General features: G+C 69.4%; 30 protein-coding genes. 11 read left to right on the top strand and 19 right to left on the bottom strand.

All coding sequences use genetic code 11. From position 1 onward, the window contains the following. The first annotated feature begins 18 nt into the window (after positions 1 to 18). Positions 19 to 984 (top strand): formylglycine-generating enzyme family protein, encoded by a 966-nt coding sequence (locus tag ACFLIT_RS12570; protein WP_479911588.1) that lies wholly within the window; start codon positions 19 to 21, stop codon positions 982 to 984. Positions 985 to 1,062: 78 nt separating this feature from the next. Next, on the top strand, positions 1,063 to 2,562 hold the full coding sequence (locus tag ACFLIT_RS12565; RefSeq protein WP_479911587.1) for a sulfatase family protein: 1,500 nt from the start codon (positions 1,063 to 1,065) through the stop codon (positions 2,560 to 2,562). Here the strand turns inward: ACFLIT_RS12565 and ACFLIT_RS12560 are convergent. From ACFLIT_RS12560 to ACFLIT_RS12535, 6 genes are all read right to left on the bottom strand, one after another. Beyond that, entirely contained in the window at positions 2,552 to 3,022 is a 471-nt protein-coding gene (locus ACFLIT_RS12560) for a hypothetical protein (protein ID WP_479911586.1), read from the bottom strand. The genes ACFLIT_RS12565 and ACFLIT_RS12560 overlap by 11 nt on opposite strands. A gap of 60 nt (positions 3,023 to 3,082) precedes the next feature. Beyond that, positions 3,083 to 3,313: a hypothetical protein gene (locus ACFLIT_RS12555; protein ID WP_479911585.1), complete on the bottom strand. Its 231-nt coding sequence runs from the start codon at positions 3,311 to 3,313 to the stop codon at positions 3,083 to 3,085. Between the two features lie 154 nt (positions 3,314 to 3,467). After that, positions 3,468 to 3,899: a DUF1178 family protein gene (locus ACFLIT_RS12550; protein ID WP_479911584.1), complete on the bottom strand. Its 432-nt coding sequence runs from the start codon at positions 3,897 to 3,899 to the stop codon at positions 3,468 to 3,470. Further along, a complete protein-coding gene (locus ACFLIT_RS12545; protein ID WP_479911583.1) occupies positions 3,896 to 4,741 on the bottom strand; it encodes a carbon-nitrogen hydrolase family protein in 846 nt (281 codons plus the stop codon). Before ACFLIT_RS12545 ends, ACFLIT_RS12550 begins: the two co-directional genes overlap by 4 nt. Before the next feature lie 46 nt (positions 4,742 to 4,787). Continuing rightward, on the bottom strand, positions 4,788 to 5,045 hold the full coding sequence (gene grxC / locus ACFLIT_RS12540) for a glutaredoxin 3 (RefSeq protein ID WP_479911582.1): 258 nt from the start codon (positions 5,043 to 5,045) through the stop codon (positions 4,788 to 4,790). A 28-nt stretch (positions 5,046 to 5,073) separates the two neighbouring features. After that, positions 5,074 to 5,871: a phosphoribosyltransferase family protein gene (locus tag ACFLIT_RS12535; RefSeq protein ID WP_479911877.1), complete on the bottom strand. Its 798-nt coding sequence runs from the start codon at positions 5,869 to 5,871 to the stop codon at positions 5,074 to 5,076. Here ACFLIT_RS12535 and ACFLIT_RS12530 point away from each other — a divergent pair. Further along, positions 5,870 to 6,790, top strand: a complete 921-nt coding sequence (locus tag ACFLIT_RS12530; RefSeq protein WP_479911581.1) for a methyltransferase domain-containing protein — start codon at positions 5,870 to 5,872, stop codon at positions 6,788 to 6,790. The two genes, ACFLIT_RS12535 and ACFLIT_RS12530, sit on opposite strands and share 2 nt — an antisense overlap. Beyond that, positions 6,787 to 7,548: a GNAT family N-acetyltransferase gene (locus ACFLIT_RS12525; protein WP_479911580.1), complete on the top strand. Its 762-nt coding sequence runs from the start codon at positions 6,787 to 6,789 to the stop codon at positions 7,546 to 7,548. Before ACFLIT_RS12530 ends, ACFLIT_RS12525 begins: the two co-directional genes overlap by 4 nt. Here ACFLIT_RS12525 and ACFLIT_RS12520 read toward each other — a convergent pair. After that, complete coding sequence (locus tag ACFLIT_RS12520) at positions 7,545 to 8,903, bottom strand: aminotransferase-like domain-containing protein (RefSeq protein WP_479911579.1); 1,359 nt, start codon at positions 8,901 to 8,903, stop codon at positions 7,545 to 7,547. The genes ACFLIT_RS12525 and ACFLIT_RS12520 overlap by 4 nt on opposite strands. 74 nt (positions 8,904 to 8,977) lie before the next feature. On the opposite strand from ACFLIT_RS12520, the gene ACFLIT_RS12515 reads away from it, so the two are divergent. Further along, positions 8,978 to 9,400: a DUF983 domain-containing protein gene (locus tag ACFLIT_RS12515; RefSeq protein ID WP_479911578.1), complete on the top strand. Its 423-nt coding sequence runs from the start codon at positions 8,978 to 8,980 to the stop codon at positions 9,398 to 9,400. Here ACFLIT_RS12515 and ACFLIT_RS12510 read toward each other — a convergent pair. From ACFLIT_RS12510 to ACFLIT_RS12495, 4 genes are read right to left on the bottom strand one after another with little or no spacing between them, the layout of a single operon-like run. Continuing rightward, entirely contained in the window at positions 9,397 to 10,059 is a 663-nt protein-coding gene (locus ACFLIT_RS12510) for a hypothetical protein (protein WP_479911577.1), read from the bottom strand. The two genes, ACFLIT_RS12515 and ACFLIT_RS12510, sit on opposite strands and share 4 nt — an antisense overlap. Positions 10,060 to 10,113: 54 nt before the next feature. Further along, on the bottom strand, positions 10,114 to 11,277 hold the full coding sequence (locus ACFLIT_RS12505; RefSeq protein WP_479911576.1) for a glutathionylspermidine synthase family protein: 1,164 nt from the start codon (positions 11,275 to 11,277) through the stop codon (positions 10,114 to 10,116). After that, positions 11,277 to 12,041: a PspA/IM30 family protein gene (locus ACFLIT_RS12500; RefSeq protein ID WP_479911575.1), complete on the bottom strand. Its 765-nt coding sequence runs from the start codon at positions 12,039 to 12,041 to the stop codon at positions 11,277 to 11,279. Before ACFLIT_RS12500 ends, ACFLIT_RS12505 begins: the two co-directional genes overlap by 1 nt. A 19-nt stretch (positions 12,042 to 12,060) precedes the next feature. Beyond that, a complete protein-coding gene (locus tag ACFLIT_RS12495; RefSeq protein ID WP_479911574.1) occupies positions 12,061 to 12,741 on the bottom strand; it encodes a YjfI family protein in 681 nt (226 codons plus the stop codon). 93 nt (positions 12,742 to 12,834) lie between these two features. Here ACFLIT_RS12495 and ACFLIT_RS12490 point away from each other — a divergent pair, with 93 nt between their 5' ends. From ACFLIT_RS12490 to ACFLIT_RS12480, 3 genes are read left to right on the top strand one after another with little or no spacing between them, the layout of a single operon-like run. Then, a complete protein-coding gene (locus ACFLIT_RS12490) occupies positions 12,835 to 13,479 on the top strand; it encodes a DUF2491 family protein (RefSeq protein ID WP_479911573.1) in 645 nt (214 codons plus the stop codon). Positions 13,480 to 13,487: 8 nt separating this feature from the next. Beyond that, on the top strand, positions 13,488 to 13,901 hold the full coding sequence (locus ACFLIT_RS12485; RefSeq protein ID WP_479911572.1) for a DUF350 domain-containing protein: 414 nt from the start codon (positions 13,488 to 13,490) through the stop codon (positions 13,899 to 13,901). 4 nt (positions 13,902 to 13,905) lie between these two features. Then, positions 13,906 to 14,523 (top strand): DUF1190 domain-containing protein, encoded by a 618-nt coding sequence (locus tag ACFLIT_RS12480; RefSeq protein WP_479911571.1) that lies wholly within the window; start codon positions 13,906 to 13,908, stop codon positions 14,521 to 14,523. Positions 14,524 to 14,527: 4 nt separating this feature from the next. Here ACFLIT_RS12480 and ACFLIT_RS12475 read toward each other — a convergent pair whose 3' ends face one another. Together ACFLIT_RS12475 and mutT are read right to left on the bottom strand one after the other, a co-directional pair. Continuing rightward, positions 14,528 to 14,779: a Flp family type IVb pilin gene (locus ACFLIT_RS12475; RefSeq protein ID WP_479911570.1), complete on the bottom strand. Its 252-nt coding sequence runs from the start codon at positions 14,777 to 14,779 to the stop codon at positions 14,528 to 14,530. Next, entirely contained in the window at positions 14,695 to 15,096 is a 402-nt protein-coding gene (gene mutT, locus ACFLIT_RS12470) for an 8-oxo-dGTP diphosphatase MutT (protein WP_479911569.1), read from the bottom strand. The genes ACFLIT_RS12475 and mutT overlap by 85 nt, the downstream gene beginning before the upstream one ends. A gap of 387 nt (positions 15,097 to 15,483) precedes the next feature. Between mutT and ACFLIT_RS12465 the strand changes: the two genes are divergently transcribed. Beyond that, entirely contained in the window at positions 15,484 to 16,965 is a 1,482-nt protein-coding gene (locus tag ACFLIT_RS12465; RefSeq protein WP_479911568.1) for a DEAD/DEAH box helicase, read from the top strand. 64 nt (positions 16,966 to 17,029) lie between these two features. Here ACFLIT_RS12465 and ACFLIT_RS12460 read toward each other — a convergent pair whose 3' ends face one another. From ACFLIT_RS12460 to ACFLIT_RS12435, 6 genes are all read right to left on the bottom strand, one after another. Beyond that, positions 17,030 to 17,446, bottom strand: coding sequence for a hypothetical protein (locus ACFLIT_RS12460; protein ID WP_479911567.1), 417 nt, complete (start codon positions 17,444 to 17,446; stop codon positions 17,030 to 17,032). Then, positions 17,446 to 18,888 carry a bifunctional glutamate N-acetyltransferase/amino-acid acetyltransferase ArgJ gene (gene argJ, locus ACFLIT_RS12455; protein WP_479911566.1) on the bottom strand — a complete coding sequence of 481 codons (1,443 nt, stop codon included), beginning with the start codon at positions 18,886 to 18,888 and terminating at the stop codon, positions 17,446 to 17,448. The genes ACFLIT_RS12460 and argJ overlap by 1 nt, the downstream gene beginning before the upstream one ends. Next, positions 18,885 to 19,808, bottom strand: coding sequence for a peptidylprolyl isomerase (locus ACFLIT_RS12450; protein ID WP_479911565.1), 924 nt, complete (start codon positions 19,806 to 19,808; stop codon positions 18,885 to 18,887). The genes argJ and ACFLIT_RS12450 overlap by 4 nt, the downstream gene beginning before the upstream one ends. Before the next feature lie 55 nt (positions 19,809 to 19,863). Further along, positions 19,864 to 20,739, bottom strand: coding sequence for a TraB/GumN family protein (locus ACFLIT_RS12445; protein WP_479911564.1), 876 nt, complete (start codon positions 20,737 to 20,739; stop codon positions 19,864 to 19,866). A 119-nt stretch (positions 20,740 to 20,858) separates the two neighbouring features. Then, complete coding sequence (locus ACFLIT_RS12440; RefSeq protein WP_479911563.1) at positions 20,859 to 21,878, bottom strand: 2'-deoxycytidine 5'-triphosphate deaminase; 1,020 nt, start codon at positions 21,876 to 21,878, stop codon at positions 20,859 to 20,861. Between the two features lie 65 nt (positions 21,879 to 21,943). Then, a complete protein-coding gene (locus ACFLIT_RS12435; protein WP_479911562.1) occupies positions 21,944 to 22,132 on the bottom strand; it encodes a hypothetical protein in 189 nt (62 codons plus the stop codon). Positions 22,133 to 22,344: 212 nt separating this feature from the next. Between ACFLIT_RS12435 and metZ the strand changes: the two genes are divergently transcribed. Both metZ and apaG read left to right on the top strand, forming a co-directional pair. Further along, positions 22,345 to 23,538, top strand: a complete 1,194-nt coding sequence (metZ, locus tag ACFLIT_RS12430; protein WP_479911561.1) for an O-succinylhomoserine sulfhydrylase — start codon at positions 22,345 to 22,347, stop codon at positions 23,536 to 23,538. After that, positions 23,535 to 23,966 carry a Co2+/Mg2+ efflux protein ApaG gene (gene apaG, locus ACFLIT_RS12425; protein ID WP_479911560.1) on the top strand — a complete coding sequence of 144 codons (432 nt, stop codon included), beginning with the start codon at positions 23,535 to 23,537 and terminating at the stop codon, positions 23,964 to 23,966. Before metZ ends, apaG begins: the two co-directional genes overlap by 4 nt. The last annotated feature ends 58 nt before the right edge of the window (positions 23,967 to 24,024 follow it).

Below are 24,024 nucleotides of genomic sequence, written 5' to 3'. Positions count from 1 at the left end.
GCACGGAAGCGTGACGGTATGCCCCCCGTGCGCGCGTCCCTGAAATCCGCTCCCTCGAAATCCGCCAAGATCGGCGGTCGCTTCGCCGGCATGAAGCTGCTGCGCGGCGGCGAGTTCCTGATGGGTTGCGACGACGAGTACGCCGACGAGGCCCCGGCCCGCCCCGTGACGGTCGGCGACTTCTGGATCGACGAGACCCCCGTCACCAACGCCGAGTTCGCCCGCTTCGTCGCCGAGACCGGCTACGTCACCTTCGCCGAAACCCCGCCCAATCCGTTCGACTATCCGGGCGCGCCGCCGGAGAACCTTGTCGCCGGCTCGGTGGTGTTCACCCCCGCCGACCGGCCGGTGTCGCTCAGCGAGTTCAACTGGTGGGCCTATGAGCGGGGCGCCTGCTGGCGGGCGCCGCTGGGCGAAGGCTCCAGCATCGAGGGCATCGAGGACCATCCGGTGGTCCATGTCGTCCACGCCGACGCCGCAGCCTACGCGGCCTGGGCCCGCAAGAGCCTGCCGACCGAGGCCGAGTGGGAATACGCCGCTCGCGGCGGCCTCGACGGCGCCCGCTACGCCTGGGGTGAAGAGTTCATGCCGAACGGCATGCGCATGGCCAAGACCTGGGACGGCGAATTCCCCTGGCGCAACGACGCCCCCGAGGGCGAGAAACGCACCGGCCCGGTTCGCGGCTATCCGGCCAACGGCTACGGCCTCTTTGCGATGATCGGCAACACCTGGGAGTGGACCGACGACTGGTACGTCGCCCAGCGCGAGGCGGCGAGCTGTTGCGGCAAGGGGCTGAAGGCCGCGAGCGCCGCCGAAAGCCTCGATCCGGCCGTCTCGCCGACCATTCCCCGCAAGGTTCTGAAGGGCGGCTCGCACCTCTGCGCCGAAAGCTACTGCCGCCGTTTCCGCCCGGCCGCCCGCTGGGCGCAACCCATCGACACCTCCACCTCGCACGTCGGCTTCCGATGTGTGGTGCGGAGGTAGGGTAAAACGCCTTTCGAGGCTCAATGCTGATAAGCGCCCGTCTAACCCGCCGGGCCAGACTTAGGAGGAAGACGCCCCATGGCCATGAACCGTCGACAGTTCGCCCTTTCCACGACCGCGGCGATCGCCCTCAGCGGCTGCGGCGTGCGACGAGAGGCGGCGCGCAAGCCGAACGTCATCTTCATCCTCAGTGACGACCTGCGCTTCGACGCGATGAGCTGCGCGGGCAGCAAGATCATCAAGACGCCGAACTTCGACCGCATCGCCGCCGAAGGCCTGCGCTTCGAAAACGCCTTCTGCACCACCGCGCTGTGCTCGCCGAGCCGCGCCAGCTTCCTTTCGGGCATGTATCCCCACGTCCACAACGTGGTCGACAACTTCACCGACTATCCGATCGACAAATATCCCAGCTACCACGCCGTCCTGTCGAAGGCCGGCTACGCCACCGCCTATATCGGCAAGTGGCACATGGGCGAGGGCGACGACTCGCACCGCAAGCCGTTCGACTACTGGGCCAGCCACAAGGGTCAGGGCGACTACTACGACACCGAGTTCAACATCTCCGAGCGCGTGGCCCCGGGCAGCGACGAGGTGAAGGGCGAGCGCAAGGTGCTCAAGGGCTATTACACTACCGAGGTCACCAAGCTGGCCATCGACTGGATCAAGCGGGCGCCGAAGCCCTTCTCGCTGCAGCTCGGCCACAAGGCGCCGCACGGCAAGTGGTTCCCCGAGGAGAAGTACCAGCACGTCTTCGACGACCTGGACATCGAGAAGCCGGCGCTCGACACCCTGATCAACGAGGGCACGCCGGACTGGGTGAAGAAGCGCGTCGCCACCTGGCACGGCATCGACGGCCCGCTCTACGAGATGAAGGACTTCGGCGACTTCATCCGCGGCTACTACGGCACCATCCTGTCGGTGGATGACAGCGTCGGCGCCATCTATGCGGCCCTGCAGGAGATGGGCGAGCTCGACAACACCATCATCGTCGTGGCCGGCGACAATGGCTTCCTGCTCGGCGAGCACGCCTCGATCGACAAGCGCACCGCCTGGGAGGAAAGCATCCGCATCCCGATGCTGATGCGCTATCCGCCGGCGATCAAGGCGGGCACGGTGGTCAAGCCGATGGTCATGAACATGGACCTCGCTCCGACCCTGCTCGACCTGACGAACGTTCCCCCCCTGGCCGGGGCGCCGCCGATGCAGGGCGACTCCGCCAGGCCGCTGTTCGGAGCGACCCCGCCGGCGGATTGGCGCAAGTCGATCTACTACCAGTACAATTTCGAGAAGGAGTTCCCCTACACCCCGAACGTGCGGGCTGTGCGGACCGACGACTGGATCTACATCCACTATCCGAACGGCGGCTCGGCGCCGGACACCGAGAAGGCCGAACTCTACAACCTCACGGCCGACAGCCGCGAGATGAACAACCTGATCGACAAGCCGGAGTTCGCCGCCAAGCAGAACGAACTGAAGGCCGAGCTGTTGCGCCTGCAGACGACCACCGGCGCCCTGCCCGACCGCATGCCGCAGAGCCCGAAGCTCAGCTTCGCCATGCCTGACGCGGCTATTCGTTAGGAACCGGCGGAATGGCGAGCGGCGCCGGCTCTGGCCGGGCGCCGCTCGTGTCTTCACTTGAGACCGTGGCCGAAACATCGGCCGCAACGGCGTTCGCCGTGGCCGACGCGGCCTCTTCGGCCGCGATCCGCGTCTCGGCCGCCTTCTTGTCGTGCTCGAGCTGCTTCTTCTCAAGGTGCGTGTCGACCATCTGGCCGCCCGTCGCGCCGAGGCTGGCCCCCATCGGCCCGATGGCCCCGCCCGCGGCGGCGCCCAACACCGTCACCGGCTTGGCCTTGGTCGACAAAGCCCCGAGCCCGGCGCCGAGCGCAGATCCCGCCATGGCGCCGGGCGGCCCCGCGACGGCGGCTCCCGCCATCAAACCGGCGCGCGACCCGAGCGAGGCGCGGCCGGAGGCGCCGCAGGCGGCGACCAGGGGAAAGACGATCAGGGCGGCGATCAGGAGCGAACGGGTCTTCATGGGATCACCTTTCGGCTCCCAGAACGTTCTCCTCGGCCCGCGCGTTCTAGCCGAGCTTGCTCAGCCTCGGCGGTTCATCGGCGGATCGTAGTGCGCCACGATGTCCGAAAGCTCGGAGTCGCGCGCCGAGGCCGCGACGTTCAGGCGGGTGTAGAGGCGGTTCACGCCATGGGTCTTCACCGCCTCGTCCCACCGGGTGCGGGCGTCGTCGGCCAGGTTGTTGCTCTCCGAAGCGAAGACGATCGCCCACTGGCGATCCTCCGCCTTCACGTAGAGGAACTCACCGCCCATGACGGAAACCTTCGCGCCCTCAGGCACTTGTTGAAACCGATAGGGCCCGCCGTGGGCTCCCGCTACGTCCAGAAACAGCATCGTTTCTCACCTGTACGCTACCAAAACCGATGATCCGCGTCGCTCGCCCGTGGGGCGAAAATGCGGCGCGCGCCTAATTGATCCGTGACTTCCTCAGCGGCGCCGGCGGCAAGGCGGCCACCTTAACACCGTCTTCGTGCAGCGCCTTCACCTCGGCGGGCGTCGCCTCGCCATAGATGCCGCGCTCCTCCGACCTGCCTTCGTGGATGGCGCGGGCCTCCCGCGCGAAGGCGTCGCCCATATAGTCGAAATTCGCCTCCACGTGCTCACGCACCTGGGTCGCGGCCTGCATCATCATCTCATGCGCCTTGGCCGCCGCTTCGGGCGAAGCTTGCGCCTTCGTGCCGCTCACGGCCGGCGCCATGATCTGCTTGCGCACCGCCTTGGAGGCGCAGACCGGGCATTCCAGCAGCCCGCGCGCCGCCTGGTCGTCATAGTCGGCCGAGGCGCCGAACCAGCCTTCGAAGGCGTGGTCGTGCTCGCAGGTCAGGGCGTACTTGATCATGACGCCAGCGGAGTCGGGGCTTCGAAGGCGCGGGCGTTCTTCAGGGCCGGGATGGCGGCGCGAGCCTTGGCCGCTTCGGAGAGATCGAGGTCGGCGATCAGCACCCCCGGCTCGTCGTGATCCAGTTCGGCGACCACCTTGCCCCACGGCCCCACCACCAGCGAATGGCCGTAGGTGCCGCGACCGTCCTCGTGGAAGCCGCCCTGGGCGGCGGCCAGCACGAAGCTGCCGGTCTCAATGGCGCGGGCCCGCAGCAGCACATGCCAATGCGCCTCGCCGGTGGGGCGGGTGAAGGCGGCGGGAACGGTGATGATCTCCGCTCCGGCCAGGGCCAGGGCGCGGTGCAGGGCGGGGAAGCGCAGATCGTAGCAGATGGTCAAGCCCAGCTTCACGGCGGGGGCGGCTTCGGCCACCACAGCCCGGTCGCCCGGCTGATAGACCTCGCTTTCGCGCGCCGTCTCGCCGTTCGGCAGGTCGACGTCGAACATGTGCATCTTGTCGTAGGTCGCGAGGATTTCGCCGTCCGGCCCGACCAGGATTTCGCGATTGGCCGCCTTGCCGTCGTCCCGCCGCACCAGGGCCGAGCCGATCAACAGATAGACGCCCAGCGCCTTGGCCTCGGCCCGCAGGCCCCGCACCACCGGATCGTCCTCCAGCGAAAGCAGCGCCAGCTTCGAGCGATCCTTCTGCACGATGTTCGTGCACTCCGGCGTCAGGATCAGCCTGGCGCCCTCGGCCGCCGCCTGGCGCACCAAGGGCAGCACATGGGCGAGCGCCGCCTCGTGGGTGGCGGGAGTGCGAAGCTGGATCAGGCCGACGCGGAGAGGCATGGCCGGGAACATGAGGATTTAGCGCGGGAACGCAACTCACCGCGACGCGAGTAGCGGCTCAGCCCGCCAGCAGCGCGTCCAGCTTGCCCTGGCGTTCCAGCATCATCATGTCGTCGCTGCCCCCGATGTGCTTCTCGCCGATGAAGATCTGCGGGAACGTCACGCCGCCGCCTGAGCGCTCGATCATCTCGCGCTTCTTCTCGGGGTCCATGCCGGCCTCGATCTCGGTGAAGTCGGCCCCCTTGTCGCTGAGCAATTTCAGGGCGCGGGCGCAGTAGCCGCAGAAGGGTCGGGTGTAGATGGTGACGTGGGCCATGGAATCCGTGACGCGAAGCTTCAGCGCCTCATATAGCGCCGGACGAGGCTTCTTTAACCCGCGCCACCACAACGAGGTTCACCTGAACGGCGCCGGCGGCCAGCAAGGCCCGCGCGCAGCCCTCGGCCGTGGCCCCGGTGGTCAGCACGTCGTCGACCAGCAGGATGCGCTTTCCCGCCACCGCCCTGGCCCGCGCCGGCGGGACCTCGAAGGCCCCGGCCACGTTGCGCCGCCGCCCGGAGCCGGACTTGCCGCCCTGGCTGTCGGTCGCCTTCTTCCGCACCAGGGCGTCGGGCAGGTAGGCGAGGCCGCCGAGGCCGGCCAGGGGCCGCGCCAGTTCGGCCGCCTGGTTGTAGCGCCGCGACAGCAGCCGCGAGGGATGCAGCGGCACGGGAGCGACCGCGTCGCACTCTTCCAGCATCGGGGCGGCGGCGCGCGCCAGCCAACGGGCGAACAGGCGCGAGAGGTCGGTGCGGTCGGCCCGCTTGAACTGCAGGATCAGGTCGCGGCTGGCGTCGTCGTAGAGGCAGGCGGCCCGCGCCCGGGCGAAGGCGCGGGGCTTGGCGAGGCAGGCGGCGCAGCGCGCGGCCTCGGCGCCGGCCAGGGCCTGATCGTGCTCGAAGGGCGCGCCGCAGCCGTCGCAGGCCGGGTCGGCGATGAACACGATCTTGCTCCAGCCGCCCGCCGAAAGCCCGCCGCTCAGCGACCGGACATCGCCGTCCAGCGCCGTCGGCGGCAAAACCACGTCGAGCAGACGCCGCGCGGCGCCGGTCAGGCGCGGTCCCGCTTTCCATAAGGCGCGGCGAGCGCCATATCCCGATGGAATGTCCAACGCCCCTCCCCTGCTCTTCGACCGCGCCCTGCACCGGCGCCGCCTGGACCGGGCCGCCCCGCTCTACGGCGCCGCCGAGTTCCTCAAGGCCCGCGCCGCCGAGGACCTGGTGCGCCGGCTGGAAGCGATCCTGCGCGACTTTCCCGTCGCCGTCGACCTCGGCGCGCGCACCGGCGGCTTCGCCCGCGCCCTGGCGGCCAGCGACGCGGCGGCCCGCGTCGGAATCCTGATCGAAACCGATCTCTCGGGGGCCATGGTCGCGGGCCGCGGCGGCCTGCGCCTCGTCGCCGACGAGGAGCGCCTGCCCTTCGCCGAACAGAGTCTCGACCTCGTGGTCTCCAGCCTCGCCCTGCACTGGACCAACGATCTCGTCGGCGCGCTGGTGCAGGCCCGCCGCGCCCTGAGGCCAGACGGCCTGTTCCTCGCCGCCCTGCTCGGCGGCTCGACCCTCACGGAACTGCGCCAGAGCCTGCTCGCCGCCGAGGCCGAGGTGACCGGCGGGGCCAGCCCGCGCGTCTCGCCCTTCGCCGACGCCTTCGACGCCGCCGCGCTCCTGCAAAGAGCCGGGTTTGCATTGCCCGTGGCCGACACCGACAAGGTCAAGGTGCGCTACGCCCATCCGCTCAGGCTGATGCAGGACCTGCGGGCCATGGGCGAGACCAATGTGTTGTTCGAGCGCCCGCGCGCCGCCATGACCCGCCGCCTGCTCGGCCGGGCGCTGGAGATCTATGTCGAGCGCTTCGCGGAACCGGACGGCCGCGTGCCGGCCACCTTCGAGATCGTCACCGTCACCGGCTGGGCGCCGCACGAGAGCCAGCAGAAGCCACTGAAGCCGGGCAGCGCCAAGATGCGCCTGGCCGATGCGCTCAATCCTTCCAAACTACGCGATCCTGGGGCGAATCCGACCGAATGAACGCCGCCGAAGTCCTCGCCCTCTACGACGTCGCCGTCCGCGCCAATCCCCCTGTCGTTCCCGGCCTGTCGGTCGAGACCCACGAAGGCGTCACCCGCATCGTCGGCCCGTTCAACCTGATCACCGCCTGGGACCTGGCCGGCCAATCGCCCGAGGCCGCCGTCGCCCGCGAGGCCGGCTGGGCCCGCGACAACGCCGCCGCCCTGATGTGGCGCGTCTATGGTCACGACGCCCCGGTCGACCTGCCGCAGCACCTGGCCGCCGAAGGCTTCGTCGCCGATCCGCCGGCCACCCTGATGGTGCTCGATCTCGCCGACGCGGACATCGCCCCCGGCGACGCCTACATCCACCGCGTGGAATCGGCCGACGACCTGGAGGAGGCGATCCGAGCCTCCGAGCTCGCCTTCGGCCGCGCGGCCGACTGGCAACGCAAGGCCTTCGCCCCACGGCTCGGCACGCCCGGCTTCAACCTGTTCACCGCCTATGTCGACGGCTACCCGGTCGCCTCGGGCCGGGTCGAAGTCATGGACGGCATGCCGTTCGCCGGCCTCTACGGCGGCGGCGTCGCTCCGGACCATCGGGGCAAGGGCCTGTATCGGGGGCTGACCGCGGCCCGCGCCGCCGTCGCCCGCGAGGCCGGCGCCCGCTACCTCGCCACCGAGGCGCGCGAGACCAGCCGGCCGATCCTGCAGGCGCTGGGCTTCCACCCCCTCACGCCCGTCACCACTTGGACGCTCGACTCGGAAGCCTTCGCCTAGCTCGCCTCGCGCAGCAGGGCGGCCGTCGCCGCCAGGGCCTTGCTCAGCACCGCCCGGCTGCGCGGCGCGCCCAGCGATATCCGCAGGCCGTTGCTCCACGCGCCGCCGACCGCGAAGGCTTCCGCCGGCATCAGGGACAGACCCCGCGCCGCCGCCGCCGCGCGCAGCCGTTCGCCGCCCAGCCTCGCGGGGGCCGGCGCCCAGACATGCAGGCTGGTCGTCTCGCCCGTCCCCTGAGGCAGAATCTCCGCCGCCAGGGCCCGCCGCGCCCGCGCCTCGCGGCGCACGCCGGCCAGGATCGCCTCGGCCTGCCCCTCGCGAATCCAGCGGGTCAGCACGGCCGCCGCCAGGGGCGAGGCCATCAGCGAGAAGCCGCGCAGCCCCTCCGCCAGCCGCCCGGCCACCGCCTCGGGCGCGGCGACAAAGGCGATCCGCAGGCCCGGCGACAGGGTCTTGGCGGTGGTGGCGATGTGCACCGTGCGGTCGGGGGCCAGGGCGGCCAGAGCCGGCGGCGGGGCGTCCAGCAGCAGGCTGTAGGGGTCGTCCTCGATGATCCAGACGTCATGGCGACGGGCGATCTCCGCGACGCGGCGGCGACGCGCCTCCCCCATCGTCGTCGCGGTCGGGTTCTGCATGGAGGGGGTCAGGTAAACGGCGGCCGGCGGCGCCGCGCGGCACAGCGCCTCGAACGCGTCCGGCCGCAGCCCCTCGCCGTCTGCGGCGCAGGGAACCAGGCGCAGGCCGAGCTGCCGGGCCGAGGTCTTCAGACCCGGATAGACCAGCGGCTCGCAGGCGACCGCCTCGCCGTGGCGGCAAAGCGTCGCCAGGGTCGCCGCCAGCGCGGCCTGGGCTCCGGCGGCCACCAGAATCCGCTCAGGCGGAACCGAGCCGACCACCGGAGCGCACCAGGCCGTCCCGGCCGCGCGCTGCGAGGCTGTCCCGGCCCCAGGGTGATAGGCCATCAGGGTCGCAACATCGGCCCGCCGCAGGATCGAGCCCGTCGTTTCGGCCAGAAGTTCGGCCAGGGAGACGCCCTCCGGCGGGGGCGGCAGGTTCATCGACAGATCGACAAGGCCCACCTCGTCATCCTCGCCGCGCGCCCGCACGAAGCTGCCCCGCCCGACCGCGCCTTCCAGCAGCCCGCGCTCGCGCGCCAGGCCGTAGGCGCGGGTCACGGTGGTGAAGTCGACGCCCAGCCGCTCGGCCACCGTGCGCTGCGGCGGCAGGCGGTCGCCGGGTTGCAGCTCTCCGCCCTGGATCGCCGCCTCCAGGGCGTCAGCCAGCGCCAGATAGATCGGGCCGGACGCGCCCCGCGCGCGCTCGACCCACCCCAGGCCGAGATCATCACGTCCCATCTTGCCCTCGCCGCGAATGATCCATACATTATAGGCAGATTGTATGTATTCAAGCGCGATTGTAGGGACGCACCATGACCTATCCGCCGCTCTCCACCCTCAGCACCGGCCTGAGATGCCGCTGCCCGCGCTGCGGCGAGGGCAAGCTGTTCTCGGGCTTCCTCAAGCTGGCTCCGGCCTGCGATCAATGCGGTCTGGACTACGGTTTCGCCGAGCCGGCGGACGGCCCCGCCTTCTTCGTGATGAGCGGCGTCGGCGTCGTGGTCACGGCCCTGTGGGCCTGGTGGGCGGTCGTCGCCCAGCCGTCCATCGTGCTGCAACTGGTCGTCGCCATGACCGCCATGGTCGGCGGCTGCCTCGCCTGCCTGCGTCCGGTCAAAGCCTGGCTCGTCGCCGAGCAATATATCCACAAGGCCGAGGAAGGCCGCTGGGAGAGCGTCGGCAAGCACGGCGAAGGCGGCTTCGTCACCGACCGCCGCAAGGCCTCGGGGGGTTAGGCGAAGAACCGTGTCTGGCGGCTTATGCGCGCCGGATCGACGTCAATTACCCGTGCAATCGTTTCCGTCAGCTGCGACCAAATTCGCGCTGGCCGCCGGTCGGCGCCCTGATCCATCAGCTTGCCAGGGTTCAGACGAGCCAATTCGCGCGCAAATTCGCCCACGGTCATCGGCCCATAACGCCCCGGGTCTAGGCGGCCGATGAAATACGCCAGTGGGATCGCAGATAGCGCCAACCAATGGAGGTGAAGCGCAAACGCCATCGCTGGTATCCCGGCCAACACCGCAACGTAACCGCACGCAGCGAGCCTCGACGCCGGGAACCCCGAACGCAGACCGGTGTCGCGCTTCAAACCAATCCCCAGGGCGCGGCGGCTTAGTCGAGTCATATCGCCGAGGCGCATAGAAGGCCTGATATCGCGCGCGACCCCAGGCTGGCTTCTCAGCCAGACCCGGAGGCGATAGAACGCCATCTGGCTGGCGCAACCGCCCTGCACCTCATCGTAGGGGAAGCGGCCCAACAGAGCCGTCTCGACATCACCCACCGTTGTCCAGCCCTGCGGCGTTTGGCCGAACTGCACGTTGAAAGCGGCCTCGATCTCCTCGCGAAGATCGACGTCGTCGTCTCCCCGCAGCTTCAGGCTGGCGAGCATCGGCAAGCTGTCCATCCAGCAAGCATGGCCGCAGGGCTCAGCGCTCGCAAGCCCCCGGCCTCAGCCCTCGATTATATGCGGCACAAACCGCGAGCGGTCGCGGGTCACGCGGCTGCGATCCTCGCGCACGCCAATCCCCGCCGGCTCGTCGCCGACCACCCACGAGCCGATCACCGGATAGTTGGCTCCGAACTTCGGCGGCGGCAGATAGGCCTGCCGCACCCAGCCCTCGCCGCCGTAGCCCTGGTCGAGCACCGAGCCGCGCCGGCCGCGCCGCCACAGCTCCACATTTGCGCCCTCGCGGCTGAACAGCGGCTTGCGCGCGAAGGACGAGCCCAGGCTGTCGGCGCGCGGATCGTCGTCGAAATAGGATTCAATGAGGTTCGGATGGCCCGCGTGGCGCTGCCAGAGCAGCGGCAGCAGCCCCTTGTTGGACAGCACCGCCTTCCAGGCCGGCTCGAGGAACAGCGCGCGACTGCCGGCCAGGTGCTCGGCGTAGGGCTCGCGCAACATCTCTTCCCAGGGGTGCAGCTTGAACATCGCTCCGACGATGTAGTCGTCCTGGTCGACGAACCGGCCGTCGGCGTCTAGACCGATGTCCTTCAGCGGCACGAACTTCGGCTCCAGGCCCGCCTGCCCGGCCAGGTCCTCGAGGAAGCGCACCGTCTGGCGGTCCTCGACGAAGTCGGCGTCGCTGGCGAAATGCACGAAGCCGCCCCGCGGGAAGATCGCGCGGAAGCGGGCGATGAGGGCGTCGTAGAGGATGTTGAACTGGTCGGTCCCGGCCGGCAGGGCCCCGGAGGCGATCATGTCCTCCAGCCACAGCCACTGGAACACCGCCGCCTCGTAGAGGCTGGTCGGGGTGTCGGCGTTGTACTCATAGAGCTTAGGCGGGCCGGCGCCGTCGTAGCGGAAGTCCATTCGGCCGTAGAGCGAGGGCTCGCGGTTGCGCCACGAGGCGGCCACGAGGTCGCGCGACGCCTCCGGAATCGCCAGCCGCGCCATCAGGGCGTCGCTCTCGACCACCTCGGCGACCAGCTCCAGGCACAGCGCCAGGAGCGCGACGGTCGCCGCCTCCAGATGGTCCTCCACCTGGGCCAGCGAGAAGGCGTAGGCCGCCCGCTCGTCCCAGTAGAGACGGCCGTCGGCATGATGCCAGGTGAAGCCGACCGCCTCGGCCTTCGACTTCCAGCCGGACCGAGGCTTGAGCGAGATGCGGCGCATCAGTTGGAGGAGCCGCTCCGCGGAACCGCCGTCCTGTCCTCAATGGCCGCGCGCGGCGCCTCGATGGACAGGGGCTCCTGCGACGGAGCCGACAGGCGGGCGAGCACGTCGGCGGCGCCGGAGTGGCCGGGCAGGATGCCGGCCGCCTGCAGCTTGGCGTCCAGATCGGCGCCCGTGCGACGGTCGTCGGTCTCCTGGTGGATGCGGAACTGCTCCTCGCGCACCGCCTGACGCTCCTTGATGCGCTTCAGGCTGTCGGCCGCCGAGCCGAGCGTGCCGCTGGCCCCGCCCGAGCGGGCGATCACCGCCGACTGCGCTTTCTGGACGCTGTCATTGACCTTCACCACCTCGATCTCGCGGCGCAGGGCCTCGATCTTGGTGTCTGTCTGGGCGATGACCTGGCGCAGGCGGTCCTCGGCGGCGCGCAGTTCATTGACCTGGCCGCCCTTCTGGGTGGCGTCGGCTTCGAGGTCGGCGATGCGCTGGGCCACTTCCAGCGCCAGGGTCTGGTCGCCCTTGGCGAGGGCGGCGCGCGCCGAGCTTTCGTACTTGCGGGCCTGCTCGGCCAGTTGCACGGCCTCGGTCTCCAGGCCCCGGCGACGGGCGACCAGCTTGGCCATCTCGTCGCGGGCCTTGCCCTGGGCGGTGTCGGCGTCGCGGATTTCCTGGTCGAGGATCTTCAGGGCGTTGGCGTCGACCAGCGCCTGGGCGCCCTCATGGGCCGTGCCGCGAAACAGGGCGGAGAGTTTGCTCCACATGGACATCGTCTTCTCTCCGGTCTGATCAGGCGGCCTTGCCGGCCTGGGCTTCGAACGACTCGCGCAGGTCGCCGGCGGCGGCGATGGCGTTCTCCGCCAGGGTGCGCAGTTCGATGATGATGGTCTGCAGGGTGGTCTTGGACGAGATCTCGCCCATCAGCTCGTAGTAGTCGCGGCCCTCGACCGTGGTGATCGCGAAGTTCGACAGCGGCAGCAGCTTCTGGGCGCGCAGCAGGAAGTCGTTGAAGGCGGCGCGGTCGGTCTGCTCGTCGCACGGCCACAGGATCGCCGAGACCACCATCTGGCCCGGCCCCGCGCTGATATAGACCGGCAGGTCGCCGAACTCGTGCATGGTGACCAGCAGCACCGGCTCGGCGCCCTGCACCACCGCCGCGGTCAGCTCGTCTTCCCGCACCAGGGCGCTGGCGGCCAGCGCCTCCTGGAGGCTCGGAATGGTCCAAGCGGTGTCGATCGTCGCATCCATGTGTCTGACGCCCTCTGGCGGATTGGGGTTGGCGCCGAGCCGGGGCCCGCGCGCGGAGTCGAAGACGATGGCCCGGACGGCGGCGTTGATGTCGTCCTTGCAGGCGGCCGGCGCCCACACCTCGATCTTCACGAAGCCCGCCTCCTTGCGGGCGAGGCGCCAGGCGCGGGTGCGCTCCAACGCCGTCTTTTTCGGTCCGGCCATGCGTAACATGTATGGCATACCATGAACGCTTGACAAGGGGCCCCGCAGGCGAAACCCTGCACCGGCGTCGCACCGCGCCAGGGGCCACGCATACCAGGGAGACTGGCGCCGATGTTTGACAGATTGTTCGGCCGGGGCGCGTCCCGCGAGCCGTCGGCGACGCTGCCGACGGTGCGCAACGTCACCATCGGCCGATCCGTCGTGCTCGATCCCCTGGCCTGGCGGCGCTTTCGCGGCGAGACCCGCTTCACCCTCGACCGCGACGCCCTGACCATCACCGCCCAGGGCCTGATCGCGCTGGACGACGGCGCCTTCGTGCATCGTTTCTATACCGACGACCACGTGATGCTGCAGGCGGTCTCCGACGACCGCGAGGGCCTCACCGCCAACGACTTCACCCTCTTCACCCCGTGGTCGAGCGACTATCCGGCCGACGGCGCCGCGCGCCGGGCCTGGGCCGACCGCCTGCGCGCCCGCGCCTTCACCGCCGAGGGCCTGCCGTTCTACGATCGCTTCTGGTTCGGTCTCGACGCCGCCGAACAGGCCCCGGTGACGTTCTGGGAACAGGTGTTCGACGACCGCGCCAGCGAGACGCCCTACGCCCGCCTCTACCAGACCAGCATGCTGTTCGCCCGCGACCTGCCGCAGGAGGGGCGCGAACTGCTGCTCGCCGTCACCGTCGAGCCTGAGAAGGGCGACCTGACGCACGACATCATGATCGGCCTGCCGCTGTCGGTGGGCGAGTTCAAAGCCTAGAGGACGAGATGTTCGACTTCATGGGATTCAAGACCGGGGCCCTGGCCTTCCTGCTGGCCTTCGTCGTGGCCGGCCTGTTCACCCTCGCCTTCAAGGTCATCTACCAGTGGGCCACGCCCTACAAGGAACGCGACCTGATCCGGCAGGGCAACGTCGCCGCCGCCATCGCGCTGGGCGGGGCCATCATCGGCTATGTGCTGCCCCTCGCCTCGGCCCTGGCCCACACGGTCAGCCTCGTGGAGTTCGCGGCCTGGGCGACGCTGGCCGGCGTCATCCAGATCGCCGCCTTCTGGCTCACCCGCCTGGTCGCCCTGCCCGATCTGAAGGCGCGCATCGAGGCCAATGAGGTGGCGGTCGGCGTCTACATCGCCTCCATCGCCATCGCGGTCGGCCTGCTCAACGCCGCCTGCATGACGGACTGAGCCGATGACCAACCCGCGCAAACGCTCATCCCGCATTGGTCTCACCACGATGCTGGTCGGCGCCGCCAGCATTTCGGCGGCCGGCTGCGATCAATCGTGGGACCAGGGCCAGTCAGCGGCCCGCGATCAGGTCGAGGCTTTCGCCTACCGCAGCCTCGACGCCTGCAAGACGGCCAACGAAATCCCCGACGCCGAATGCGACACCGCCTTCGCCGCCGCCCAGAAGGACGACGCGACAAACGCGCCGCGCTACGACGAACGCTCGACCTGCGAAGACGTCTACGGCGCGGGTAACTGCGTGCCGCGCAGCGCCGCGAATGGCGGCAGCTTCTTCACGCCCCTGCTCGCCGGCTTCGTGGTCGGCCAGATGCTTAACGGCGGCGGCTATCGCGGAACCGGCCTCTATCAGCGGCGGGACGACGGGTACGGTGGCGGCGGTTACTACACCGGCTGGGGCCGCTCCATCGGCCGCGACTACAGCAGCGGCCGCACGGTCATCGCCCGCGACGGCATCGACCCGCCCAGCGCGATCCGCCAGGCGCCGCCGCGCATGCAGACCCGCACGTCCGTGGTCTCGAGAGGCGGGTTCGGAGGCGGCCGCAGCTTCGGCCACGGCGGCTAGAAGCTTAGGCGCCGCCTATCGCCGTGCCGATGGCGTCGCTCACCTTGTCCATGATGTTCGAGAAGTTGCCGGCGAACAGGCCGTAAGAGCCGACGACCGCCAGGAAGATGAGGCTGATAATCAAGCCATACTCGATGGCGGTGGCACCACGCTGATCGCGCGCGAAGGCGACTACAAGATGTCGCGCAGCCAGGCGACCAGCGGCAAATCCGCCGGCGGCATCGGGTAGTCGGCGAGCTTTTCCGGTTTCACCCACGCCAGCGCCTCGTGTTCCCTCGCCTCCACTAGACCCTCCCAGCGGCGGCACAGGTAAAGGGGCATCAGAAGATGAAAATCCTCATAAGCGTGAGAGGCGAAGACCGAGGCCGCGAGGCAGGCCTTGGCCACGCGGATGCCCAGCTCCTCCTCCAACTCCCGGATCAGACAGGCCTCCGGGGTCTCGCCCGCCTCGACCTTTCCGCCTGGAAACTCCCACAACCCGGCCAGCTGCTTGCCCGCCGGCCGCTTGCAGATCAGCACCCGCCCATCGACATCGACCAGGGCCGCGGCGGCCACGAGGAGAAGCTTGCTCATGGGGTGGGAGTAGCGTGTCTAACCCCATACGTCATCCTGAGCAGCGGCCGCAGGCTGCGTGTCGAAGGACGCAATGAATCGCCGCCGTGCGTCCTTCGACACGGCCGCTTCTGCGGCCTGCTCAGGATGACGAGCGTTGGAGCAAGCCCTTTCGCCCCAGCGATTCCTTGACTTTCCGCACCGCAGCATCGATATGTGTCCCGCGCCGTTCGCGGCGCTATCGGCGCTCCAGCCGCGTGAGGTCTCTATCGGGACCTGCCTGTCGAGCGCCCTGAAACGATCGCATCGATCGCCCGCCACGCGGGGCGCTCCCCATCTCCAAGCCGTTTTCGCGGGCCTCGAGGCATTCGAGCGCTCGCCCTCGGCGCATGTTTCGAAAGAGTCTTCGTGACCCAATTTTCCGACCTTGGCCTCGCCAAGCCGTTGCTCACGGCCCTGGCCAACAAAGGCTACGTCACCCCCACCCCGATCCAGGCCCAGGCCATTCCGGCCGTTCTGGAAGGCAAGGACCTGCTGGGCATCGCCCAGACGGGCACTGGCAAGACCGCCGCCTTCGCCCTGCCGATCATCCACCGCCTCAACGCCATCCACAGCCCTGCCCCACGCCGCAGCTGCCGCGTTCTGGTGCTGGCTCCCACCCGTGAACTGGCCACCCAGATCGCCGACAGCTTCAAGGCGTACGGCAGCCACATGGGCGTCACCGTCGCCACCGTGTTCGGCGGCGTGAAGTACGGCCCGCAGATGCGCGCCCTGGCCCCCGGCGTCGACGTTCTCGTCGCCACCCCGGGCCGCCTGATCGACCATATCGAGCAGAAGAGCATCGACATCAGCTCGACCGAGGTCTTCGTCCTCGACGAAGCCGACCAGATGCTCGACCTCGGCTTCCTGCCGCCGATCCGCAAGATCGTCAGCAAGATGACCAAGAACCGCCAGAACCTGTTCTTCTCGGCCACCATGCCGGGCGAGATCGGCAAGCTGGCCGGCGAGTTGCTGAAAGACCCGGTCAAGGTCTCGGTGGCGCCGCAGGCCACCACCGTCGAGCGCATCGAGCAGCGCCTGCTGTTCGTCGAGGCCAACCGCAAGCGTCCGCTGCTGGCGGAATTGTTCGCCGACAACAGCTTCTCGCGCACCATCGTCTTCACCCGCACCAAGCGCGGCGCCGACCGGGTGGCCAAATACCTCGTCGCCTCGGGCATCGAGGCCGCCGCCATCCACGGCGACAAGTCGCAAGGCCAGCGCGAGCGGGCCTTGGCGGCCTTCAAGGCCGGCGAAGTCCGCGCCCTGGTGGCCACCGACATCGCCGCCCGCGGCATCGACGTCGACCAGGTCAGCCACGTCATCAATTTCGAGCTGCCGAACGTGCCGGAAGCCTACGTCCACCGCATCGGCCGGACCGCGCGCAAGGGCCACGACGGCGTCGCCATCAGCTTCTGCTCGGACGACGAGCGCAACCTGCTGAAGGACATCGAGAAGACCACCCGCCAGACCATCCCGCGCTTCGACCGCCGCAACGACAAGGCCCTCGCGGCCATGGCGGCCGTGGCCGACAAGCTGGTCCCCGCCGAGCGGGACGCCGACGGCAATCGCCGCCCCGACGCCCGCGCTCAGCGCAAGGCCGATCCGCGCAACGATGTGCCGTCCGAACTGCGCAATACCCGCGCTCGTCGCCGGCGCGCCAAGGGCGGCCAGGGGAACGGCCAGGGCGGCGGCAAGCCCCAGGGCCAGGGCGGCGGTCGTCCGCAAGGTCAGGGCCAGCAGGCCCGCAACGGCAAGCCCGCCTTCGGCGCCAAGCCGACGGGTCCGGCGCGTGTCGGCGAGGGCATGGGTCGTCGCCAGACGTCGGAGCCCCGCTGGACTCCGCTCGACTAGAATTGCGTTTCCGAGACCTCGATCAAGGGCGTCGGGCCATGGGCCCGGCGCCCTTTTTCGCGCCCTACATCGACTTGCAGACCGCGTCCCACTGCCGGTTGACCGCGTCGGTCCCGTCGGCCTCCTCCAGGGTCACCTGGCCGTCGACGTAGACGAAGCGCTCCTGGCCCTCGAACGAATCCTCGGCCTCCTCGACGTCCACCGTCCCGCAAACAGCGGCCGCGTCGCCGACCCAGTTGACCCTCGCCTGGCCGAAGGTGAGCGAGATCGCGGTCGGCGTGCGCGTCGAAACCGCCGCCTTGGCCGCATCGATGGCTTCGATTTCGCCGACCCGGGCGTCCCAGGCCTGCTTTTGCTTGTTCTGGAAGAGTCCCGGCGACAGCTTCCAGGCCGCGAGGGCCCCCACCGCCACGGCGATCAGCACCACCGTCACCACGATGAGGGCGATGCGGCCCCCGCGCTTGCCCGCCTCGTCGGTCATCAGCTGCGATAGTCGCCGTTGATCGCCACGTACTGCTTGGTCAGGTCGCAGGTCCACATGGTGGCCGAGGCGCGGCCGACGCCGACATCGACGGTGACCTCCAGCTCGGCGTTCTTCATGTAGGCGCTCATCTTCTCTTCCGAGTAGTCGGCGGCGACCATGCCGTCATGGGCAGCGTAGAGCGGCCCGAACTTCACGGAAACCTTGTCGCGATCGATCGGCTCGTCGGCGCGGCCCACCGCCATCACGATCCGCCCCCAGTTGGCGTCCTCGCCGGCGAAAGCGGTCTTGACCAGCGGGCTCTCGCAGATCGTGCGGGCGATCTTGCGGGCCGAGGCGTGGCTCTCGGCGCCGTTGACGATCACCTTGACGAACTTGCTCGCCCCCTCCCCGTCCCGCACCAGTTGCAGGGCGAGGTCGAGCAGCACGGCCTCCAGCTTCTCGCGGAAGTCGGCCAGGCGCCGGTCGCCCGCCCGATGGATTTTCGGCGCGCCGGACTGGCCGGTGGCGAACAGCAGCAGGGTGTCGTTGGTCGAGCGGTCGCCGTCCACCGTCACCGCATTGAAGGTCGAGCGGGTGTAGAGGCTGACCAGGGTCTGCAACGCCGCCGGAGCAATGGCCGCGTCGGTGGCCACGAAGGCCAGCATGGTCGCCATGTCGGGCGCGATCATGCCCGAGCCCTTGCAGATGCCCGCGATACGCACCGGATGGCCGTCGATCATGGCCTCGGCGCAGGCGCCCTTGGGGAAGGTGTCGGTGGTCATGATCGCCCGCGCCGCGTCGGCCCAGCGATCGGGGTTCAGGCCCTGCTCCACCTCGCGCAGCACGCTGGTGATCTTGGAATCGTCCAGCACCACGCCGATCACGCCGGTCGAGGCCATCATCACGTCGCGCTGACGGATGTCGAACCGCTTGCCGACGGCGTTGGCCACGCGGCGCACCGCGTCGGCGCCGGGACGGCCGGTGAAGCTGTTGGCGCAGCCGGCGTTGACCACCAGGGCCCGCACCTCGCCGCCGGACGCGGCCAGATGCTTCTTGCACCAGTCCACCGGCGCCGAGCCGATGCCGTGGCGGGTGAAGACGCCGGCCGCGGTGGAGCCCTCGGCGAAGCGCATCAGCAAGAGGTCGTCGCGCTGGTGCTTGTAGAAACCGGCCCGGCCGATGGCGATCTCGACGCCGGCCACCGGCGGAATGGTCGGGAACGGCACGGCCAGCGGCGAAACCTCCAGCCCCGGCTTGCCTGGCGTCGCCGGCTTGGACGCGGGCGCCGGCGCGGCCGGCGCGGCCTCGGGCTTCTTGGCGGTGGCGCGCTTCAGGGCCGTGGCCACGGGCTCGAGCGCGCGTTCGACCGCATGGCCAACCGCCTGACCCACGGCCTCCACAGGCTTGGAACCCTTTACCGGCGCCTTGGGGGAACTCTTGTCTTTCGGCGTCTTGCTCATTTCTTCCCCGGAACGGCTGGGGGCGTCGCCGGTGCGACCGGCGGCGCGGATGCGGGTTCTTGCGGCGCGCCGGGCAAATCTTGGCCGGCCCCGGTCAAAGGTTCGATCTTGGCTCCGCCGCGCAGCTTTTCCAGCAGGTTGCGCACCTGATCGTAGGTGAGGAAGCGCACGATCTGCGGCCGCGCGGCCTCCAGGGTCAGCGGGGTTTCCTTGCGGCGGTCCTCGACTCTCAGCAGCACCCAGCCGGCTTCGGTCTGGAAGGGCCCGACGACCGCCCCCGGCTTGGCCGCGCCCAAGGCGGCGGCGTAGGGCTCGGGCATCACGTCGGCGGTGAAATAACCGAGGTCGCCGCCATTGAAACGCGTCGCGGCGTCGGTGGAACGCTCCATCGCCAAGGCCTCGAATGAGCCGCCGGCCTGCAGCAGCTTCTTGATCGCCTCGGCGTCGGCCTGGCTGGCGACCACGATCTGCCGCGCCCGGAACTCGTCGGACTCGCGGGCCAGCTTCAACTGCTCCTGGTAGAGCTGCTGGATGGCGTTGTTGCTGACCGCCTTCTGCACCACGCTGTCGACCAGCACGTCGCCCAGCACCCGGTCGCGTGCGGCGGCCAACTGGCGCTGCGTCGCCACATCCTTGTCGAGCCCGCGCTTCACCGCCTCGGCGGCCAGCAGACGCTGGTCGATCACCTCGTCCAACATCCGACGGAACATGGACGACTGGATGTCGAGCGGATCGTCCTTCTCGATCATCTTCTGCGCGACGGCCTCGCGCTTGACGTCCGAGGCCCAGACCACATTGCCGTCGACCCGCGCCACGGCGGTGTCGCCCGGCTCGGGCGGCTTCTCCTCGGCCTGCCGACGGCCGCAGGCCGCCAGGGTCAGGACCGCGATAACAACAAGGCCAAGGGTGCGAAGGCGCATGGTCCCGCTCTAGCCGGAAAGCCGCCTGCGGCCAACCGAAACGGGCGAGGCAGGGTTACTGAACCCGCGCCACCTCGTAGCCGCGCGCGGCCATCAGCGCCGGCAGGCCGTCGTCGCCGACCATGTGCAGGGCGCCGACGTTCACCAGCTCGACGCCCGAGCCTTTCATCCGATCGCTGAGCACGTCCGCCCAGGCGGCGTTGCGACGCTTCAGCAGCACGTCATAGAGCGCCGGCCGGTCGCGGCGCATGGCCTCGACCAGCAGCGGCGCCAGCTTGTCGACCGCGCCGTCGATCCAGGCCTTTTGCAGGGCCACCCCATTCTTGGGCGGGCGCACCTGCTCGGCAATGACGTCCTCGAGGTACTGCACCTCCACCGATTCCGGCATCTGGGCGAACATCCGCATCTGCTCCTCCAGCGTTTCGAAGGTGCGGATCGGCTTGGCCTCGGCTGCGGCGGCGCGGGTCACCGTGGCGTCGGCGCCGGTTCTGACGCTGGCGCCCTTCTGCACCATCGGGGCGACCGACAGCATCATCGCCGCCGCCCAGGGGCGCAGATGATCCAGACGTTCGATCGCCACCCGGCGCCGGTCGAGCAGCGGCATCAGGTCGTCCAGGCCCTTGGAGGTCAGCTTCTCGGTCAGGGGCTTGTCGGTATCGACACCGTACTTGGTCATCAGGGCGCTGATGACGGCCGGCGGCGCGCGCATGTCGGTCTCGAACCACACTTCGTCCGCCCTGGCGTAGGCCTGGTCGAACAGCGGCGTGCGCCATTTCAGGCCGGCCGGCAGCACATGCATGGTGCCGAACAGGTAGATTTCGCTGTCGGCGTCGCGCACGCGCCACATCGCCGGCGCGGCGGTCGCCAGGGCGGGGGCGCAAAACGCCGACAGTGCTGCGATGGCGGCCAGGGCCGCTCGGATCCGACGCATCCCCGTTGTCCCGACGCGGTGGTTCTAAGCGTCGGAAGTCTAGCGTCGCTACCGCAGCGCACCATGCGGCGCAGGGTCGCCCTTCGCCCCGGGGTTGGCGGCGCCCGAAAATCAGGCGGTCAGGACCAGGCCTTGAAGTGCTTCGAGAGCCTCAGGCCCTGGCGCAGATAGTGCGAACCGTCCGCGCCGTAGAGCCGCGTGGGCTTGGCGGTGAGCGGCTCATAGACCAGGCGGGCGACGGTCTGGCCGTCCTCCAGCAGGAACGGCGTCTCGTGGCTGCGCACCTCGAGCACGCCCTTGGAGCCGACGCTGTCGGTCTCCTCCACCCCGAAGCCGGGGTCGAAAAAGCCGGCATAATGCACCCGGAACTCGCCGACGGACGGGTCGATCGGCGTCATCTCCGCCGCTTCCATCGCCGGAATCTCGATGTCGTCCTTGGAGGCCAGGATGTAGAACTCGCCCGGATCGAGCAGCAGCTCGCCGCGCCGCGGCTCCAGTGGCTCCCAGAAGTCGCGCGGATCGTGGCCGCCCACATGGTCCAGATCGACCACCCCGGCGTGGCGGCGCGCCCGGAAGCCGGCCATGCCGTTCGAAAGGTCCACCCCGACATTGCGGGTGGAGAGTCGCGGCGGCTCGCCCACCTTCAGCCGCAGTTGGTTCAGGCGCGTGCCCGTGCGCACCAGCACGGAAAAGGTCTGCGGCGCGATCTCGATATAGAGCGGGCCGTCATACTCGGCGGCGACATCGTCGAAGGCCCGGCTGTTGTTGGTCAGCAGGCGCACGAAGACGTCGACGCGCCCGGTCGAGCTTTTCGGATTGCCCCGGGCCGAGACCCCCGGCGGCAGCTTCAGCCGCTCCTGCACCTCGGCGATGTAGACGCAGCCGCGCTCCAGCACCGCTCCCTGGGTGAGGTCGAGCTCGTGCATCGACACGTCCGCCAGGCGGTCGGTCACCCTGCGCCCCGCCCCCGGCAGGAACGAGGCGCGCACGCGCCACACGCGCTGGCCCAGGCGCAGGTCGAGGCTGGCCGGCTGCACCTGATTGGCGTCGAAGGGAGTGAGCGAGGTGATCGCACCTTGGGCGATCAGATCCTCGATGGACTGGCAGGGCAGAATCCCTGCGGTGGGCGCTGAGGTCATCGTCGCGGGACAGTCTCGCAAGCGAGGCCGCGTGGCAAGCGTTCCCCGGCCTCTTCAGCTGACGATCAGGCGGCGCGGGCGCTGACGTCGAACTTGCGGACGACGCGATCCTGGTTCCAAAGCTCCATCGCCCGCCCCTTGCCGACATAGGGAGCGACCCGCGCCAGGGCGGCGGCGTCATCGACGCACTCCATGTCGATCACCTCGCGGATGCGGCTGGCGACGTCGAGGAAATAGAGACGGTAGTAGGCCAAGTCGAACTCCTTCCAGAAGACACATCACGTCTCCCGGCGAGCGCAAAATCGCCGACCGGCGTTCTGGCAACCATTCCACAAAACGCCGCAGGCTGGATAATTCGCCCATCAATTCAAGGTTGTAACCCCATGCTCAGCGCCTCGTGAACGCGAACGGGCTTGACCGGCGCCGCCTGAGCCCTTTCATGCGCGCCCGATTGCGGAGCACGCACATGGCCGAAGATCCCAAGACCTGGAACCCCGCCACTCAACTGGTGCGGGGCGGCATGATGCGCAGCCAATACGGCGAAACCGCCGAAACCCTCTACCTGACCCAGGGCTACACCTACGACACCGCCGCCGCCGCCGACGCGCGTTTCGAAGGCACGGAGCCCGGCTTCGTCTATTCGCGCTACGCCAACCCGACGACGGCGATGTTCGAACAGCGCCTGGCCCTGCTCGAAGGGGCAGAGGCCTGCCGCGCCACGGCGTCCGGCATGGCGGCGGTGCATACCGCCGTCACCGGCCTGGTCTCGGCCGGCGATCACATCGTGGCGGCGAAGGCCCTGTTCGGCTCGTCGCGCTGGATCCTCGGCCAGTGGGCGCCGCGTTACGGCATCGAGGTCACCCTCGTCGACGCGGCCGACACCGCCCAGTGGTCCGCAGCCATGCGGCCGAACACCAAGGTGGCGCTGATCGAGAGCCCGGCCAACCCGCTGCTGGAGGTCACCGACATTCCGGCCGTGGCCGAGGCCGCGCACGCGGTCGGCGCCAAGGTGATCGTCGACAACGTCTTCGCCACCCCGATCTTCCAGAAGCCGCTGCAGCTGGGGGCCGACGTGGTGATCTATTCCGCCACCAAGCATATCGACGGTCAGGGCCGGGTGCTGGGCGGGGCGATCCTGGCCAGCGCCGAGCTGATCGACAGCGCCTATCGCGACCTGTTGCGTCACACCGGCCCGTCGATCTCGCCGTTCAATTCCTGGGTTCTGGTCCACGGCCTGACGACCCTGGAGGTGCGGGTGCGCGCCCAGACGGCCACCGCCGCCGTGCTGGCCGACCTGATCGGCGATCACGCGGCGACCAAGCGGGTCTACTACCCCGGCCGCGCCGACTTCCCGCAGGCCGAGGCGGCCCGTCGCCAGATGACCGGCTTCGGCACCATGATCGCCCTCGACCTCGGCAGCCGCGACGCCGCCTGGGCCTTCCTCGACGCCCTGGAGATCGTCGACATCTCCAACAATGTCGGCGACGCCAAGTCCCTGGCAACCCACCCGACCACCACCACCCACCGGTCGATGACCGAGGAGGCGCGGCTGGAAGTGGGCGTCACCCCGGGCGTCATCCGCCTGTCGGTGGGGCTGGAGGACGTGGTCGACCTGTCGCGCGACATCGCCCGCGCCCTCGACGCGGCGAAAGGGAAATGAGGCGGATCCGGCGCCGCCGGGGCGTCGACTCCGCAATCTATGAGGCGCGCACCCGGGACATCCTGGTGCGCGTCGCCCCCAGCTACATGCCCGAGGAGTCGGACCCCGAGTCCGCGCGCTTCCTCTTCGGCTATCTGATCGAGATCGAGAACCACGGCCGCGAGACCGTCACCCTGGTCTCGCGCTACTGGCGGATCACCGACGCCCTCAACCGGCTGGAAGAAGTGCGTGGCCCCGGCGTGGTCAACGAAACCCCCGAGCTGAGGCCCATGGAAGCCTTCCGCTACAACTCGTTCTGCTCCCTGCGCACGCCCAGCGGGGCGATGAAGGGCGCCTATCAGATGGTCAACGCCGAGGGCGAAACCTTCGACGTCGACATCCCCGAGTTCAGCCTGCACCTGCCGGGGGCGGCCAAGCGGGTGAATTGATAGCTCCTTTCCCCCTCGAAGGGGGAAGGGTCGGGGATGGGGGTGTTCGCGAGGCGCT

It is taken from the genome of Caulobacter sp. HJHS_5, from assembly GCF_056683955.1.
Note: the sequence above shows the minus strand (reverse complement) of the source record. Positions and strands in the feature narration are given on the sequence as shown.